Origin of the sequence: Paenibacillus terrigena DSM 21567, assembly GCF_000374845.1 — a bacterium.
GTDB classification, from domain to species: Bacteria; Bacillota; Bacilli; order Paenibacillales; family Paenibacillaceae; genus Paenibacillus_K; species Paenibacillus_K terrigena.
This window is the reverse complement of the sequence record NZ_KB895421.1, coordinates 89,376-107,882: the sequence shown is the minus strand read 5'-3', so window position 1 is coordinate 107,882 and position 18,507 is coordinate 89,376. Positions and strand designations below refer to the sequence as shown.

Genomic DNA, 18,507 nt, shown 5'->3' with positions numbered 1-18,507 from the left:
CCGGAGGAGGTCAATATCGTCTCCCTATTGGTTTAATATCGTACGTTCTTTTGGACGCATGATTCTCGCATACTAATTATAAGCAAAAAATGAAATATGCAAAGGGGAGATCGGGATGCATCAACATAAAAGAAATTCACAATGGACGCAGCAGCTCGTGTTCGTCGGTCCTGCGCTGATATTCTTCGCTCTCATTATCGTCGTTCCGTTCCTGCTGGGACTCTACTATTCCTTCACGGACTGGAATGGCGTTTCTGGCGAGGTGGCATGGGTCGGCCTCGACAATTATAAACAAATACTAACGAATGATACCGTATTTCGCGATTCGTTCTGGTTCACGGCGAAATTTACCGTACTTGGCGTGGTTTTCACGAATGTGCTCGGATTTGCGCTAGCGTATTTTTTGACAAAAAAGTTGAAAAGTCGTAATTTCCTTAGAACGGTATTCTTCATGCCGAACGTCATCGGCGGACTGCTGCTCGGATTCATCTGGCAGTTTATCTTCGTCAAAGGGTTCGCAGCGATCGGCGATGTAACGGGCATTTCGTTCTTCAATCTGCCTTGGCTCGGAACAGAGAATACGGCGTTCTGGGCGATCGTGATCGTCTTCGTATGGCAGACAGCCGGTTATCTGATGGTCATCTATATCTCGTCTCTGAACAATGTGCCGAAGGATATTCTGGAGGCGGCTGAGATTGACGGCGCGAGCAGAGGACAAGTGCTGCGGTCGATTATTATCCCGCTGATTATGCCTGCAGCGACGGTCTGTTTGTTCCTCGCGATTTCGTGGTCGTTCAAAATGTTCGACTTGAACTTGTCGCTCACCAAAGGCGGACCGTTCGGTTCCACCGAGTCGGTCGCCATGAACATTTATAACGAAGCCTTCTCGAAGAACCGATATGGTCTCGGTACGGCGAAAGCGATTATCTTCTTCATCATTGTTGCCGTGATCACGACGCTGCAAGTAAGATTGACGAAGAGTAAGGAGGTTGAAGCCTAATGGATATCACCAAGAATAATCGTATAAGCCTTGCCATCACAGAGATCATCATGCTGCTCGTGGCAATTTTGTTCCTTATTCCGTTCTACTTCTTGTTCGTCAACTCCGTCAAAAGCTTCGGCGACCTCCTCACCAACGCAGCGAGTTTGCCGAAGTCGATCGAATGGGGTAACTATGCCAGAGCTTTTGAGATTACGAATTTTCCGTCTGCGTTCTTGAACTCATTCGTCATTACAATCGTAAGTAATGTACTGCTCGTTCTCGTCAGCGCGATGGCAGCTTATCGCATGGTTCGTCAGAACACGGCATTCAACCGTATTCTGTTCGTGATATTCGTCGCGGCGATGGTCGTGCCGTTCCAATCCATCATGATTCCGCTGGTGAAGGTTACGAGCACCGTCGGTTTGATGAACAGTATTCCCGGACTGATTGTATGTTATTTGGGCTTCGGGATTCCGATGTCGGTGTTCCTGCTCCATGGCTTCGTGAAGTCGATTCCGCTGGAGATTGAAGAGGCGGCGACGGTCGATGGCACGAACGCATACGGCGTGTTCTTCCGCATCGTATTACCGCTGATGAAGCCGATGTTAGTCACCGTCTTTATCTTGAATGCGCTCTGGATCTGGAATGACTACCTGCTGCCGTCCCTCATCCTACAATCACCTGAGCTTCGCACGATTCCGATTGCAACGTTCGCGTTCTTCGGACAATATACGAAGCAGTGGGATTTAGCGCTGCCAGCGCTCGTCATGGGCGTGCTGCCGATCATCGTATTTTTCCTCATGATGCAGAAGTACATTATCGAAGGGATTACGCAAGGCGCGGTCAAAGGGTAAGCGAATGTCACTTCCGTCTACCTGATTGATCAATATTCTACGGTTAAACAAGGCGCGATTCCCTCTACAATGAGGATGTAAGCGTATTACACAAACGTTCATTAGATAGATATTATAGGGAGGCATTTTCATGAAAAAGAATACCAAGCTTACGCTCGTTCTATTCCTTGCCTTGTCGATGGTGCTCGCAGCATGCGGCTCCAAAACGGAAGATAAAGGGGCAAGCGGTGCCACCGATAAAGGCGGCACGGAGACGAAGACGATTAAGATTTTCCAATTTAAAGTTGAGATTGCAGAAGCATTGAACAAGCTTAAAGCGGAATACGAGAGCACGCATCCCGGCATTAAGCTGGACATTCAGACAGTAGGCGGCGGCTCCGACTATGGAGCAGCGCTGAAAGCGAAGTTCGCTTCGGGCGACGAGCCGGATATTTTCAATAACCTGGGTTATCGCGAATTGGATACATGGATCAACAGCTTGGAGGATTTATCCGACCAGCCTTGGGTAAAAGATGCAGTTGACGTGGCGAAGCAGCCGATGACGAAGGACGGTAAAATCTACGGTATGCCGATGAATCTGGAAGGCTACGGCTTCCTCTATAATAAAGATCTATTCGCAAAAGCGGGCATTACTGAGACACCTAAGACATTAACGCAGCTGGAAGACGCTGCGAAGAAATTACAAGCAGCCGGCATAACGCCATTCGCGAACGGTTATCAAGAAACTTGGATTCTCGGACTTCATAACCTGAACGTAGCCTTCGCCAATCAGCAAGATCCGGATGCATTCATCAAAGGCTTGAATGATGGCACAGCGAAAATTCCTGGCAACCCTGTCTTCGAAAACTGGGCGAAGCTCTTTGACCTCACCATCAAATACGGCAACAAAAACCCGCTGACAACGGACTACAACACGGAAATGACGATGTTCGCAAGCGGCGAAGCGGCGATGACGCAGCAAGGCAACTGGACGCAAGTTCAAATCAACGGCATTAATCCGAAGGCGAATGTTGGCATTCTGCCAATGCCGATCAGCGATGATGCTGCAGCGAACGACAAGATCTATGTCGGCGTACCGAACAACTGGGTTGTGAACAAGAACTCGAAAGTGAAACCAGAAGCGAAGGAATTCTTGAACTGGCTCGTGACTTCCGATGCAGGCAAACGATATATTACCAAAGAATTCAAGTTCATCCCTGCGTTCAAGAACATTGATGCAACGAGTGAAGATCTTGGTCAGCTAGGTGCTGAAGTGGTGAAATATAGCCAAGAAGGCAAAGTGCTGAGCTGGAACTTCAGTAAATTCCCGGATGGCGGCATGAACGAATTCGGTAACGCGATGCAGGCGTACATTGCAGGAAAATCGGATAAAAACGGCTTATTCGACGGACTTCAAAAAGCTTGGGAAGGCCTATCGAAGAAATAAGGCTATGTAGCACGAACCTACACAGCAATACATTTACAAAAGGGGAGGGCTCTGGTGAACAGGGCCCTTTGCCATGACATCATAGGGGGTAATGGTTATGGATGGAAGCGCAGCGATTAAGCCGGATAAATACGGGCAGGTGCATGAGCAAGCTTTATGGCAGCGGATAGGGGCTTTTGAAGCGTTAGAGAAGGACGGCGAGACATATATTTGCCGAGGTGCGAAGGGGAGCGCGGCGATAATATTCTTAAGTGATGATATGTTCCGGGTGAAAATATTCCACGGCGAGCAGGTGGATCTCTCCTCGACGGTCGCGGTATTGCCGCAATCGGGCCATGTGAGCGTAAGTGTGGCTGAGCATGCGGAACAGGTTATTTTCCGTACGGCGTTGATCCAAGTGGTGCTGGATAAGAGCAACTTGAGCCTAGCTGTTGAGGATCTGGATGGGCAGTTGATCATGCAGCAGCATCCAGTAGAGTGGAATGCACGCGGTGAAATGCATGCGTCCTATGCGATGCCGACGGAGTCACACTTCTACGGTCTCGGAGAGAAGACGAGCTTCCTTGATAAACGCGGAGAGAAATATACGAATTGGAACACCGACGTCTACGCGCCGCATGTGCCGGAGATTGAAGCGTTGTATGAATCGATTCCGCTCCTGATTCATATGGTGGAAGGTCGTAGTTACGGCTTATTCCTCGATAATCCGGGTCGGTCGGATTTCGATATGCGTTCACATGAGACGTCGTTCAAGATTGGATGCTCGACGGGGGCGTACGATTTGTATTTCATTCATGGGCCGCAGCTAAAAGATGTGGTGTCCCGTTATACGTCACTCACAGGTCGCATGGACCTTCCACCGAAATGGGCAATCGGGTATCATCAATCACGCTACAGCTATATGAATCAGCAGGAAGTGCTGGAACTGGCGCGAACATTCCGTGCAAAGCAAATTCCATGTGATGTCATCTATCTGGATATTCACTATATGGACGAGTATCGGGTGTTCACATTCGACCCGGTACGATTCCCTGATCCGAAAGGGATGATGGAGGAGCTGCGCTCCATGGGCATTCGCATTGTGCCGATCGTCGATCCGGGCGTGAAGAAGGATGCGAAGTATAAGATTTATCAAGAAGGCGTCAGAGAGAATCATTTCGTGAAGAAGATGGAAGGGGATATCTATTTCGGTGAAGTATGGCCGGGAACGAGTGCCTTCCCTGATTTTACGGAAGATCGTACCGCTGCATGGTGGGGAGACAAGCATAAGTACTATACGGACCTTGGCATTCAAGGCATTTGGAATGATATGAACGAGCCAGCGATTTTCAATGAGAGCAAGACGATGGATCTCGATGCCATGCATGGCAACAACGGCAAACCGTTAACGCATGAAGAGCTGCACAACATCTACGGGATGTTGATGTCCAAAGCGACGTATGAAGGCTTGTGCGAACAGCTTGATGGACAACGTCCATTCGTGTTGACACGTGCGGGTTATGCAGGCATTCAGCGCTATGCCGCCGTATGGACAGGCGATAACCGCAGCTTCTGGGAGCATATGGCGATGGCGATGCCGATGGTGATGAATATGGGCTTGTCCGGCATTCCGTTCGCGGGCCCGGATATTGGCGGCTTCGCGCATGATACTTCGAGCGAATTGCTCATTCGCTGGACGCAGATGGGTGCGTTCTTCCCGTATTGCCGGAATCACTCGGCGATTGGCACGGTTCGTCAAGAGCCATGGTCATTCGGCGAGAAGACGGAAGCGATTCTACGCGAATATATTGGGCTGCGCTATCGCTTCATGCCGCATCTGTATAATTTGTTCCACGATGCTGCGGTGAATGGGCTGCCGGTACTGCGTCCATTGCTGCTCGAATACCCAAATGATCCGAATGTGACGAATCTCAGCGATCAGTTCTTGATCGGTGAGGATCTGTTGATCGCTCCGGTATACCGTCCGGATACAACACATCGTGCGGTCTATTTGCCAGAGGGCACTTGGATTGATTATTGGACAGGCGAAGCGCATGCAGGTGGACGCCATATCCTAGCACACGCGCCGCTCGAGATCATGCCGATGTACGTGAAGGCGGGATCGATCATCGCGGAAGGGCTGCTCAAGCAGAGTGCGGATGATACGGCGAATGAGCAAGTGACGTTCCACGTGTATGGTGCGGCGGCATCGGCGGATTTTGCAGCAGCGTATAAGCTCTATGAAGATGATGGGGTAAGCTTTGCCCATCAACAAGGGGCCCGCTCGGAGCTGGCTGTACAAGTTGCGGGTGGCAGCGAGTCGGTTACGGTAAGCTGGTCGTACAGCAGTCCGGGCGCGTTCAGAGTGAACCGCGAACAGCTAGGCTTCACACTGCATCAGCCGAGCTTCGTTCCGAAGGCCGTTGCAGGATTGGCGCAGTTGTCGTTTGATGCGCTTGGCGCGGGTCAAGCGGGTTGGGCTTGGGATGCAGTGAAGCGGGAGCTGCACATGCAGGTGGCCGATCGCGCTGAGGGCGGTCAGTTGGAGATTACAGTATAGATATTACGCCTGCGGCGTCCTTGATGAAGGGGCCGCGGATCTTTTTTAGAATTTACGTAAGTAATGGCCCTCTATGTTGGATTTTTGCAATGTGGAGGGCATTTTGTCGTGCGTATGTACGTTATCATGGATTGCTGCAGGATAGAGGGCTGAAAATGCTTCGTTTGTGAGCAACATGCTCAAAGTTGATGCAAATATCCACTATAGTGGATCATAGAGGGTGAAACCGGCCTTTTATATTGGATCAAATCAAGCATAGGATATAGAGTTGCGGGCTGATTCATTTCGCTTGTGTGGATCGCTATAACAAAGAAGTCGCTATTATTACGGCATGAGAAACAAAAAAAGGAGCCCTACAGCGTCGCTGCAGGGCTTAAGTCTATATTTATTAAAAGGGGGTCATGTAGCTATAGTAACCGATGAACATTAAGGCTACATGAAAGGTATGTTTCAGTTATATTACAAATGCATGGACTCATATTACTCATCATAATCGATTGCATGGAGACAGGGACTGGCTTATTCGGTATGGATAGGTCATTGCAATAGATTTGAATAAATTGTAAATTTGAATTTTATATCATTCAATTTGGCCTCTTCTTTATTTTCTATCGGCATGTTAGTCCATTCATCTCATTACGGTGATCTATTGTTTCGTATATATATTTGTCTAAAAGGCGTCTTCTTGCAAGCGGGGAGGCGCTTTTGGCCTCTTCATAAGTCCAAATTTAAATGATTTCCATAAATTAGTTGACAAATAATGGATACCGCCATACAATCTTTATTGACCGATCAAAAAAGTTTGATCGAACAAAAAAATTAAACTTAACTCATAATCGCTTAACGAGGTGAAATACAATGGATCAACCAAACAACCATGACGTCTACGAAATAACTTCTTATGTGCAGGCCAAAGTCTTCTCCAATAAGCTGCGGATCAAAATTTTCTCGCTCTTCGACGATGAAGTGGCGAAGACGTCGAAGCAGATTGCCGATCATATGGGGCTTCCCGCGTCGAAGGTACATTATCATGTGCGCGAGCTCGCGAAGGTAGGGCTGCTTGTCTTAACCGAGACGAAAGAGAAGGGCGGGGTCATCGAAAAGTATTACTTGCCTGTCGCGAAGCAAATCCACATTCGACTGAAAGATGACGAGACGCCGAATGAGGGCGAGAAATCAGGCGAGTATCTGATCTCGAAGTCATATTTTCGCGATTATCAAGAAGAATTCTTGGGGGCAATCGAGCGCAAGGATGAACGGAAGAAGAAGAGTAAGAAATCGGAAGGCGAGCATGGAATGTTCATGTCCGCAAGCACGCTGCGCCTGACGGAGGAGAAGCATAAACAGATGGTCGCGGAGCTAAGACAATTCATGGAGAAGTGGAGTTCACTGGAAGACCCGGAAGGACCGGATGCGATGAACTCTCGGCTGTTCTTATCGGCTTTTATTCAATCTAAATCTTAAAAAGGCGGTGCTGCGATGCTTCAATTCCTGCGGGGGAACCCATTATTTCGTCGCTACTGGTTCGGAACTTGGTTCTCGGAGCTTGGAGACTGGATACGGAATATGGCGGTTATGTACCTTGTCTTGAATTTATCGAATAATTCGCCGATTGCATTATCTTGGACGATGTTCGCGGAATATGTACCGATCTTCGTGCTGGGTCCGATCGTTGGTGTGATGGCGGATCGCTGGAATCGGAAGAAGACGATCGTCTGGGCCAATATGTGCCGTGCCTTGATGATGGGCGTATTCGCTCTGGCCTATATGGTGCATGCAATCTGGCTGCTCTATGTGGCGGCGTTCCTCTCTTCGATCTGTACCTTGTTCTTCCGCGCACCGGGTAGCTCATTCACGATGCAATTCGTGCCAGAAGAGGATCGGAAGACGGCAGCAAGCCTTCGGCAATTATCCTTCAGCGTTATGCTCATGCTCGGCCCGGCGATCGGGACATCGCTCTATATGTTCTTAGGTCCGGGATGGGTGTTCCTGCTCGTGTTTACCTTATTCATGCTGAGTGCAGGTGTAACGTCGACGATTCGTACGGCTCCCCCGGAGGAGTGCCCAGGGACCGAGGCGAAGCAGGGTTTGCGTTCCGTGTGGGATGACTTAACTAATGGCATGCGCTACGCGTTCCGCCATGCAACGGTTCGTCCAATTTTGTTCGGCGCGGTGTTTGTTGGTTTTGGCGCAGGGATGATTGATGTGTTGGAAATTTTCGTCGTGACGGATTTTCTGGGGCTGCCCGAGACGATGATGGCGGTGCTTGTATCCGTGCAAGGGATCAGTATGCTCGTTTGTACCTTGCTTGTTCAACGGATCAAGCTGCCATTCGATAAATTCGTCTCCTACGGTATGATCGTGATGGGCATAGGCCTAGGGTCGATGGTGGCGTATCCGAGCCTGATGGCAACGGCAGGGGCGCTGGTCGTATTCAGTCTGGGGCAGATTGCGCTGAATATCGGGATGGCGACCTTAATGCAGACCAAAGTCGATTACGCCTACCAGGGGCGTGTGAACATGACATTCCAGACGACGTTGATCGGGCTTATGACCATTGCGCTCGTATCGACGGGCTGGTTGTATGCACTGCTGCCGCTTCGTCTGCTGGTTGCTTGCGGGGGATTGTCTATTGTTATCGGAGGGTGTGTTTGTTACATGATGTTCCGGGGGAAAGCCGCTGCCGTATCTTCGATGGAGAAGGGACTGAAACCACAAGCGTAAGAAACGGTTACTTGTTTCTTCTCACGAAGCTGTAAATGCTGAATCCAAGTCGTAGTACGCTTACGCCGATGAGAATCATGAGGAGAATGTTCATCGTATGGATATGATCACTGATCGTCGCGATCTGTTGATTAATCCCGTTAATGGAATTCGTCGTTGTGTCCTTAATGCTGTTAATTGCTGTTTTGAGTTCGTCGATGAAATCGGTAATACCCGTAAAACCCATGATGTGTTCAGCTCCTTGGTGGTATAGATACATGTTATTATATGAAATATTCCCAGCCATAATCAAATGATGGAGCGTCTTCCTAGATATAGGGGGGGCGCTCTCGTTCTATGTTTTCGGGGTCATGTCACAACTCGGTAACAATAATAGCCCGATCGGGTGATATTCATCATATTCGAATTGCTATATGCTCAAATCTATACAAGAAATACATATTGGATTGAATAGATTTGGAGGCTAAATGATGAAAAAGAAATTAGCGGTACTTGCTATGTCTACCCTATTACTTGCAGCTGCTGCGGTGCCTGTCTCGGCGCATGATGGTTGGTCGCAGACGAACGCACCTGTGGTTGCAGCCGGAGAAGTCAGCTATGTGGATCTGATGCTCGGCAATCATACGAATGAACATGCCAGCTACCGAGTTGCGGGCAAATGGAGTACCGATACGACGAAGGTGTATGTGACAACACCTGCGGGCAAGAAAGCAGACATTACATCCACGATCTTCTATACAGGTGAGGAAAAAGAAGACGCAAATGCTGGGATCAACAACGACTATATTACGAAGTTCTCTGCATCCGCACCGGGTGCATACATTATTTCAGCGGAAGGCGATAGCCTATTCAAAAATGGTGAAGTGTCCAGCCGTACGCTTCGGAGTGCGAAGTCATTCGTAGCGGTTGCGGATATTCCACTCGCACAGCGGGTTCAGAGCTTGAAGGGATTTCAGGCGCATGTAACGCCAGACCGTGCAGAGCTGGTGCCTGCATTCAACCCGGCTTCGGTGAAGCCGAACCAAGAGGTTCAAATCCAATTGTTCTTGAAGGACAAACCGCTTGCGAACACGGATGTCTCCATTATTCAGCGCAGCACTTCCGATTCGCAGAAGCTAAAGTCCGATAGCAACGGAATGATCACGTTCAAGACGGGCGCTGCTGACTATTACTTAGTGCGTGCCAAGCCATCGACAGATGAGAAGGTGGAAGGTCAATACAGCAGCGTGAATTATGAAGCGACGATGACGTTCATCGTGCAGAATGGAGCGACTGCGGTTCCAGGCAAAGCAAGCGGCGTGCCTAGCGTCTATGTGAACGGCAAAGTCGTAGATGCACAAGGTATCGCGGTGAAAAATGGTGTAACGATGGTGGATGCAGCGTTTGTTCGCGAGCAACTTCAGGCAGACTATAAAGGTACAGGTTCCGCCTCGCTCCGTGCAGCTGCCGAAGCGGCTGGTGCGAAGGTCGAAGTATTGAATGCGGTGGGTGAATTGCGTGCCGCGGTATTAATCTACACGAAATAAAAGATAGGGGAGGGGCCGTCTGAATCTTGGCGGCTCTTTCGCAGTTATGGTGGTGAGGAATGACATGAAGAAATTCCATATCGGATGGCTCGTGTGTGTGATGGTCCTCTTCGTCTTGTTCCCGCAAGGAGTCGACGCACACGCACAGATTCAACGTTCGAGCCCGGCAGCGGAATCTGAGTTATCTGGTGCACCGCGAGAGATTCGAATCACGTATACGGAAAATATTAATGGCGATTTGAGTACGGCGACGCTCTGGACGGAATCGGGCGGCTCTGTGTCTGTGAAGCTGTCGACCGAGAATGATAATGTCCTGATCTTAACGCCTTCATCGGATCTCGCAGATGGGGTGTATAAGGTCAAATGGCAAGTGCTCTCTGTGGATACACATGTGACAGAAGGATCGTTTCGTTTTGCTGTAGGAGCGAAGCTGGAGACCATTCGTCCGCATGACACCATCTCACTCGATGGGGATACGACGGATACGGGAAAGTCCAGCGCGGGTACGGGGGCTGCTGTGAAGCCTTCAACGGATACATCGCAATCCAAGGACAAGAAGGCACAGCAACCGACTGCAAGTAATAAGGGGACTTCCGATAAATCGGTAGATGCAGCGGCTTCGAAACCGAAGGATCAAGGTGCTGCATCTAAACCGATTACGGGAAAGGATGCGGGAGGATCCAGTGATCAGGCTGGCACAGAGGGTCAAGTGAAAGATAAGGCGAAGATGAATGCGGGCAAAGAGTCTGTTGCGGTAGAAGCTGGAGCATCCAATTCCGGTTCGGCGACCTCACCTCAGGCGGGTACAACAGATGGAACGACGGGTGGTGCTTCCTCTGTACCTGCAGGGCAGGGCGGCGAACCATCGAAGGATGAGGTGCCAGTAATCGAAGCTTCTACTGATGTAAAAGGAAGTGCGGATTCCGGGAGTACGCCCGTATCGCAGGACAACTCTGACTCTGATATGTCCGGGATGGATCATTCGCATCCTATGGATGGGATGGACATGGAGGATATGGAAGGCATGGGTGCTAACGGCATCACTATCGATTGGAATAAGCTGCTCCGCGTGATAGAGCTGTTCGTTATGGCGGCCATTGGGGGGCTCTGGTATGTCCGATCCTTCTTGCTGCGTAAGGATGAAGTGCCTGCTGATGGTCTTGTGCATCGAATATTCTCGGCCAAGACGGAGCGGATCGTTTATCTCGTCGGGATCATCCTGTTCCTCTTGACGGGGATCAGTCATTTGCTACAGCTGGCGATACAACTGAACACAAGTGGAACATTAGATGCCGAAGCGTGGCGTAATACAGGCGTGCTGCTTCGCTCTACGCTGGTTGGAACTGTAGTCTGGGTGCGTCCGATTCTGCTCGCTGCGCTGATTGTTAGTTCGATCGTGTTGTCGAGAAGTGCTGCGGCTGTGCGAATCGGGGTGCAAGGCATTCTCCTAGCGGCTGTTGCGATCACGTTCCCGTTCACGGGGCATTCTTGGGCGGATGAATCGATCCGCCTCGTCACGGTTTCGTTTGATCTGCTCCATCTCGCAATGGCTGTCGTCTGGTTCGGAGGATTAGTAGCACTGGGCGTCATGACATGGCGGCTGCCGAAGGATCGCGTGGATCTGGAGAAAATCCATCACGTGGTACGGCGGTTCTCCAATGTCGCATTACCGCTCATTGCGACGGTGGCGATTACGGGCCTCCTCTTATCGCTCATTCGGGTCACTTCTTGGAATGCGCTGTTCCATTCTGATTATGGGCAGACGCTAGTATGGAAGATTATCCTCTTTATCTTGGCTATGCTTCTCGCAGGGGTACAACGGCTGGTAGTCCTGCCGTATCTTCAGCGTCAGGCTGGTGAGACAGAGGGTCGTATGCTAACCCTCTGGAAATTCAGTATTCGTGCGGAATTGTGCATGGCGATGATCATTTTCATCGTTGCAGGGTTCCTGTCCACGACGGCGCCGCCGATGAGCTAACGAATTACACCTCCATGGAACCATGGGGGTGTTTTTTGGTTGTTGCTAGAACGTCGAGCGAGTGTAATTTTGGGTGAGGCATGCGCTGTGCGAGGGGGATTTGCACAATTACGCGTGAACCAAGGGATAAGAGGGAGATGTGAGTGCTCTATACTGGATTTTATGTAGGATAGCAGGCGAAATTGGACCATTTTGTTGTTTATCATGGATTGTCGCACGATAGGAGGCTCAAACTGCCTCGATTACGTCAGATCTCCCACAAGTTAATGCAGAAATCCAATATAGGGTGCGAGGTGAGGCACTTTAGGCTAAAGTTAGTGCAGAAATCCAATATATGGCATGTGTTGAGCGGGTTGAAGTTGAGGGTTAGTAGGGTGGGGTTGTACGTGTAAGATGATAGCGGCAAAGCTGAAGTAACTTGTTAAACGCCCAGCATAATCTGTACACGTTTTCACATAAATTGGTTAGTAAGAAACTAACGGGGAACGTGAAGGAGGGACAGCCATGGCCTTGCAATCGGAGAAATTAGGATATGGTGCGGAGGAGAAGCTGTTGATTGTCAATGCGGATGATTTTGGTATGTGTCGTTCAGCGAATGAGGCCATTGAGAAGCTGCTGCTGGCGGGAGATATCTCCTCGGCGACCGTGATGATCCCCTGCCCATGGGCAAAGCAAGCGGCAACATTCTGCAAAAATAACCCCCAGCTCGATATCGGGGTGCATCTCACGTTCACGAGTGAATGGGAGGGGTATCGGTGGGGGCCGGTCTCTGGGCGGGATACGGCAACTTCCCTGCTCGATGAAGGATTGTTCTTCCCGAAAGACTGCGAGACATTTGAGAAACAAGCGAATGCGGAGGAGGTGTGTCGCGAGATTTACGCCCAGATTGAACATGCAATCGCATTAGGTATTCAGCCCACGCATCTGGATATTCATATGGGCAGTTTGTATGGGCTAGCGACAGGACGTGATTTTCTGGAAACGGTCATTGAGGCCTGCACTCACTACGGTCTACCGCTCCGGCTTCCCTGCCGAATGATCGAGGATGCGTCGTTCCCGGAGTCATTGCTGCCGATGGCGACAGCTCGGATTCAACTCGCGGAGGAGCGGGGCGTCCAAATGATCGATGATCTCGTGTCATTACCTTATGCGGTGCAAGAAGGGGACACGTATATGAATGTCAGGCTGCAAATGGCGGACCTACTCCGAAACATTCGGCCGGGCTTAACGGAGATCATCATTCATCCAGCCTTCGTGACCGATGAGCTTGAGGCGATCATGCCCTATGCGCAGAAACGAGGGATGGAGGCAAAGCTGTTCCACGATGCCCTGATTCAGAAGACGATCCAGGAAGCGGGTATTCGTCTGATCTCGTGGCGTGACCTGATGGAATCACAGCGCAATTCGTAAAGGAGAGGTGCTTATGCACACAAACCGGCTCTCGATTCGTCCTATTCTCGCCTATTGCAGTGGTAATTTTCCTGTTAATCTGATTGCACAAATGTTCGCGACGTACGCCGTTTTCTATTATGTGGATCATCTCGGTGTACGCCCTGCGCTCATTAGTATCGCGATGGTCTTCCATGGCATTGTATGTGCCGTTATGAACCCGATTTTCGGGCATCTATCCGATCGCACCTCATCACGATGGGGACGCAGAAAACCCTATATCCTCGCCGGAATCGTACCCGTTGCGCTCCTGTTTACTCTCATCTGGACACCGTTCGTAGAGGGCGCAGCGCTCTTCTGGTATTTCCTGATCATCGTGATGCTCTACGATATGGTATCCGTCATGCTCGTCTTAAACTGGACAGCATTGTTCCCGGAAATGTTCACTTCGCTTCGTGAACGTGCGACCGCGTCTTCATGGCGCCAGTTCTTCGGCATTATTGGTATGGTCGTCGGAGTTGCCATCCCGCCGCTTCTCTACACCCAGATGGGATGGGCGAGCATGGGCGTTATGTTCGGCGTGATCGTCGCCGTCTTCTTCTTTATCTCCTGGCTCGGTTCGAAGGAGCGCACTGATGTCAAAATCGTTACGTTCTCGGTTGGTCAAGCGATTCGCTACACGGCGACGAATAAAGCTTTCGTCCGTTACGTCCTCGGTAGCTTCTGCGTGCAGTTCTGCTTTGCGCTTTTGCCCGCAGCCATTCCGTTCTTCACCAAATATGTGCTACATGAAGTGGATACGATGAATACGATCATGCTCGGTACGATTTTCGCGGTAGCCATGGTCTTGATCTATCCTTGGAGTCGTGGCATTTCAAAGTGGGGAACGCGATTCATTGCCCTTGCGACAACCGTATTGCTCATTGCCGCGCTTCTTCCATTTATGTGGGTTGGAAGTATACCGGGTGCGATTGCTACGGCAGCGGGATTCGGTGCGGTTCTCGCAGGTGTCATGGTCTTGCTCGATGTGATGCTGGCCGAGGTCATTGATGAAGATGAACGTCGTACGGGTGAACGTCGGGAAGGGATGTATTACGGGATGAATGGGTTTATTGTGCGGTGGGGCGTGTCCTTGCAAGCGGTCGTGATGGGGTTCGTCTTGGAGCGGAGCGGTTACAGTGCTGCGAGTGCGGTACAGCCGGACAGCGTTGCCGCCGGGATCCGCTGGATGCTCAGCGGAATCCCGATTCTAGCGCTGCTGATTGGACTGATCTTCTTCTATGCTTATCCGCTACGACACACGCGTGCGAATGGATCAAATCAATAGATTGAACAAGACCGGATCATTGTTAATTTCGTTATAGGTAATACCCTTCTTCTTCATGTTAGCGATTAAAGCGTCATAATCCTCGCGATGCTTCAGCTCGATGCCGACGAGTGCGGGACCGTTGTTCTTATCATTCTTCTTCGTATATTCGAATCGCGTAATATCATCATTCGGACCTAATACATCATCGAGGAATTCACGTAATGCACCAGCCCGCTGCGGGAAATTAAGGACGAAATAATGCTTCAAGCCTTCGAAAATTAACGAGCGTTCTTTAATTTCCTGCATCCGGTCGATATCATTGTTGCCGCCGCTGATGACACAGACGACCGTTTTCCCGCGAATTTCGTCTCGGTAGTAGTCGAGTGCTGCGATCGGCAGTGATCCTGCTGGTTCGACGACGATGGCGTTTTCGTTATAAAGATCGAGAATGGTCGTACAAGCTTTGCCTTCAGGGACCAGAACGATGTCATCGATCAGATCTTTACATATATCAAAGGTGAGATTGCCGACACGTTTGACCGCAGCGCCATCTACGAATTTATCGATATTGTCTAAAGGCACAACTTCGCCCAGTCTTAGCGATTCCTGCATGGAAGCAGCCCCAAGCGGTTCGACGCCGATCATTTTGGTCGAAGGACTGACGGCTTTCACATACGTACCGACCCCCGCTGCGAGTCCGCCGCCCCCAATGGTAACGAAGACGTAGTCGGCTGGCGTATCCAATTTCTCGAAAATCTCCATACCTACCGTCCCGTTGCCCGCAATAATCTTCGGATCATCAAAAGGATGCACGAATTTCATGCCATGCTCCTCACAAGTCTTCATCGCCGCGTCATAAGCATCATCATAGGTATCTCCCGTTAGAATGACCTCAACGTATGAACCTCCGAATCGCTTCACTTGCGTAATTTTCTGCCTTGGCGTCGTGCTTGGCATGAAGATCTTGCCTTGAATTTGCAGCGCATTACATGAGAATGCGACACCTTGCGCATGGTTTCCTGCACTCGCGCAGACGATGCCTTGCTGAAGCTCTAACTCGGACAAGTTCCGAATGAGATTATAAGCACCACGTAATTTGAACGAACGGACAATTTGAAGGTCCTCGCGTTTGATATAGACGTTACAACCATACTTTTCGGATAATTTGGCATCATGCTGCAGCGGTGTCCGTGTGATGACATTTTTCAGCATGTGATGCGCCAAGATGATATCTTCCATGGATACCGTCTTGACGGCGGAATCGTTCTGCACGGTGAATCCCTTCTTTCTGAATCTTAGAGTCTTCTATTCAACTATTGTAAGCGTTGTTTCTATGAATTACGAGTTCTGATTTAGGGCTGGCTCAGCTTCTGGTCGGTTGGTAGGAAGACGGTTAAGAGACCGAGCAGCGGCAGATAGGAAGTAAGCTGCATGATGTACGGGATTCCTGCCGTATCCGCTAGATTTCCCAGAAACGCCGTGCCAATCCCGCCAAGTCCGAACGAGATGCCGAAGAAAATGCCTGACACGAGACCGACCTTGCCTGGCAGCAGCTCATGTGCGTAGACGACAATAATCGAGAACGCGGAGGATAAGATCAATCCGACGAGAACGAGCAAGATGATCGATACCGTGAAATTCGCGTAAGGCAGCGCAAGGGAGAAAGGCGCCGTGCCGAGAATGGAGAACCAGATAATATTCCTCCGTCCGAATCGATCCGTCAGTGCCCCACCGATGAGAAGCCCGATGACATTCGAAATCAAGAAGACGAATAACACAATCTGCGCCATTTGCAGGCTCACATGGAAATGTTCCATTAAATAGAACGAGTAGTAATTTGAGATCGCCGCCGTATAGACGTTCTTTGAGAACAATAAGAGCATTAAGATGAAGATCGCAAATGCCGTTGCGTTCCGATTGAGTGGGTTCGCCTTGACGACTTTCGCATGTTGTTTGCGCTCAAGCTGGGTCGTATGTAGATAACCTGCATACCATCTGCCGACGAAGAATTGGACGACAATCGCGATAATCGAGGCAAAAGAGAACCAAATGGCTCCGAATTGACCGACTTTGGCGAAGATCAGGATCGTCATAATCGGTGCAAGGGCTTGCCCGGCGTTCCCGCCAAATTGGAAAATGGACTGCGCCATGCCTTTGCGTGGGCCGGCAGCTAGGAATGCAACCCTTGAGGATTCCGGATGGAAAATCGCAGAGCCGATTCCGATGAGAATAACGGCGAGCATGACCATCAAGAAATGGGACGCGAATGCGACGCTGATGACACCAGCAAGTGTAAATACGACGCCGATCGGCAGCAAGTATGGCATTGGTCTGCGGTCGGTGTACAAGCCAATGATGGGTTGAAGGACCGACGCCGTGCCGCTTAGCGCAAATCCGATGAGACCGATCTGGGTATAGCTGAGATCTAGCGATACTTTTAGGATCGGGTAAATCGAAGGAATGACCGCCTGGACGGTATCATTCAATAAATGGACGAAGCATACCGCGAATATAATCGGGAATACCGTCTGCGCAGCAGTCGCGCTCTTTGCATTTGTCACCCTGCGGATCACACCTTTCTTCCATGCTGTACATCCTCTGAAGGACGAGGGAGACGATACGTTCCGAGTGCTGGAAGAACCCTTCTTGATTCAGGCGTGGAGCCTTAGAATCCAAAGGGTTCGCCTACCTTAGCAATATAATAAACTGTATTGTAGGCCTGCCTGGGTAATGCTGTCAATGCAAGTTTTCGTCGAATGGACATTTTTGCATTTTTGATAGAATTTGTCGGATGTTGACCCCTATTTTCCACTCGATTATACTTAAAAGAGCTATCAACATGTGAAGAGTAGGGAGAGACTGTGATGAACAAAGTCAAGAAACGGGTGCTGATGTCGATGTTACTCGCACTATGTGTCGGCTTGACTGCTTGTAAATCGACAGAAATCGTTCAATCGGTACATGCCGATTCTGAGACGTCGGCAGAGGAGCAGCAGGGGAATACGGGAGAACAACAGGAGAAACCTGACGGAGATAAGACTCAATCAACGCTTGCTAGTGAATATGCGCTTAGCAAGACAGTTACCCAGCAGGGGGATAAAGAAGTAGTGACGAATCCGGAATCCATGGCAGTCGTTGTCAACAAACAACGATCCTTGCCCGATGGCTATGAACCGCCTGACTTGGTGGAGCCGAATGTGAAGTTTTCTTTTAATGAGAAAGTAGAGAAGCGTCTGATGCGCAAAGAAGCCGCTGAAGCGCTGGAGAAGCTGTTCGAAGGCGGGAAGCAGGATGGGATTCATCTGTTTGCCGTATCGGGGTACCGCTCGTATAAACGCCAAGTGACTGTGTTTAACAGCAATGTGAAAAGAAACGGTCGTGAATACGCGGAGAAGGTAAGTGCGGTTCCTGGGAAAAGTGAACATCAGACAGGTCTTGCGATGGATGTATCTAGTGAGAGTGCAAGCTTCGGCCTTGAGCAGATGTTCGGGGATACGACGGAAGGCAAGTGGCTTGCAGAGCATGCTGCGGAGTACGGATTCATTATTCGTTATCTCGAAGGGAAAGAGGATGTTACCGGCTATGTCTATGAGCCTTGGCATATTCGTTATGTCGGCGTAGATCTGGCGAAGGAAATTGCGGCTGCAGGCGTGACGTTGGAACAATACCTTGATGATACGGGTTCGACGAAAGCGTAGAAGAATAGGCACAAATAATGGCTTTTTAAAATAACAAAAAAGACCCTGTGAACTTTGGCGGTTCAGGGTCTTTTTTGCTTGG

14 protein-coding genes are annotated in these 18,507 nt (G+C 49.9%); 11 read left to right on the top strand and 3 right to left on the bottom strand.

The genetic code is table 11. The features are described 5' to 3' along the window. Window positions 1-115: 115 nt before the first annotated feature. The 6 genes from C558_RS0123395 to C558_RS0123370 all read left to right on the top strand — a co-directional run bounded on the left by C558_RS0123395 (window position 116) and on the right by C558_RS0123370 (window position 8,525). Entirely contained in the window at window positions 116-1,000 is an 885-nt protein-coding gene (locus C558_RS0123395; protein ID WP_018758742.1) for a carbohydrate ABC transporter permease, read from the top strand. Continuing rightward, on the top strand, window positions 1,000-1,836 hold the full coding sequence (locus tag C558_RS0123390) for a carbohydrate ABC transporter permease (RefSeq protein ID WP_018758741.1): 837 nt from the start codon (window positions 1,000-1,002) through the stop codon (window positions 1,834-1,836). The genes C558_RS0123395 and C558_RS0123390 overlap by 1 nt, the downstream gene beginning before the upstream one ends. 130 nt (window positions 1,837-1,966) lie before the next feature. Beyond that, entirely contained in the window at window positions 1,967-3,262 is a 1,296-nt protein-coding gene (locus C558_RS0123385; protein ID WP_018758740.1) for an ABC transporter substrate-binding protein, read from the top strand. 97 nt (window positions 3,263-3,359) lie between these two features. Then, complete coding sequence (locus C558_RS0123380) at window positions 3,360-5,801, top strand: glycoside hydrolase family 31 protein (RefSeq protein ID WP_018758739.1); 2,442 nt, start codon at window positions 3,360-3,362, stop codon at window positions 5,799-5,801. An 858-nt stretch (window positions 5,802-6,659) separates the two neighbouring features. Then, window positions 6,660-7,265 (top strand): ArsR/SmtB family transcription factor, encoded by a 606-nt coding sequence (locus C558_RS32805; RefSeq protein WP_018758738.1) that lies wholly within the window; start codon window positions 6,660-6,662, stop codon window positions 7,263-7,265. Between the two features lie 15 nt (window positions 7,266-7,280). Next, a complete protein-coding gene (locus C558_RS0123370; protein WP_018758737.1) occupies window positions 7,281-8,525 on the top strand; it encodes an MFS transporter in 1,245 nt (414 codons plus the stop codon). A gap of 7 nt (window positions 8,526-8,532) precedes the next feature. Here the strand turns inward: C558_RS0123370 and C558_RS0123365 are convergent, their stop codons facing one another. Continuing rightward, window positions 8,533-8,751, bottom strand: coding sequence for a hypothetical protein (locus C558_RS0123365; protein ID WP_018758736.1), 219 nt, complete (start codon window positions 8,749-8,751; stop codon window positions 8,533-8,535). A gap of 241 nt (window positions 8,752-8,992) precedes the next feature. On the opposite strand from C558_RS0123365, the gene C558_RS0123360 reads away from it, so the two are divergent. From C558_RS0123360 to C558_RS0123345, 4 genes are all read left to right on the top strand, one after another. Further along, window positions 8,993-10,051, top strand: a complete 1,059-nt coding sequence (locus tag C558_RS0123360; RefSeq protein WP_245583863.1) for a DUF4198 domain-containing protein — start codon at window positions 8,993-8,995, stop codon at window positions 10,049-10,051. A 64-nt stretch (window positions 10,052-10,115) separates the two neighbouring features. Beyond that, window positions 10,116-12,029 carry a copper resistance protein CopC gene (locus C558_RS0123355; protein ID WP_169445411.1) on the top strand — a complete coding sequence of 638 codons (1,914 nt, stop codon included), beginning with the start codon at window positions 10,116-10,118 and terminating at the stop codon, window positions 12,027-12,029. Window positions 12,030-12,533: 504 nt separating this feature from the next. Next, complete coding sequence (locus C558_RS0123350; RefSeq protein ID WP_018758733.1) at window positions 12,534-13,439, top strand: polysaccharide deacetylase family protein; 906 nt, start codon at window positions 12,534-12,536, stop codon at window positions 13,437-13,439. A gap of 13 nt (window positions 13,440-13,452) precedes the next feature. After that, on the top strand, window positions 13,453-14,745 hold the full coding sequence (locus tag C558_RS0123345; RefSeq protein WP_018758732.1) for an MFS transporter: 1,293 nt from the start codon (window positions 13,453-13,455) through the stop codon (window positions 14,743-14,745). Here the strand turns inward: C558_RS0123345 and ilvA are convergent. Next, window positions 14,734-15,966 (bottom strand): threonine ammonia-lyase IlvA, encoded by a 1,233-nt coding sequence (gene ilvA, locus C558_RS0123340; RefSeq protein ID WP_040675745.1) that lies wholly within the window; start codon window positions 15,964-15,966, stop codon window positions 14,734-14,736. The two genes, C558_RS0123345 and ilvA, sit on opposite strands and share 12 nt — an antisense overlap. Before the next feature lie 113 nt (window positions 15,967-16,079). Continuing rightward, window positions 16,080-17,288 carry an MFS transporter gene (locus tag C558_RS0123335; protein WP_018758730.1) on the bottom strand — a complete coding sequence of 403 codons (1,209 nt, stop codon included), beginning with the start codon at window positions 17,286-17,288 and terminating at the stop codon, window positions 16,080-16,082. Between the two features lie 303 nt (window positions 17,289-17,591). Here C558_RS0123335 and C558_RS0123330 point away from each other — a divergent pair, with 303 nt between their 5' ends. Continuing rightward, window positions 17,592-18,425, top strand: coding sequence for a M15 family metallopeptidase (locus C558_RS0123330; RefSeq protein ID WP_018758729.1), 834 nt, complete (start codon window positions 17,592-17,594; stop codon window positions 18,423-18,425). Window positions 18,426-18,507 lie beyond the last annotated feature (82 nt).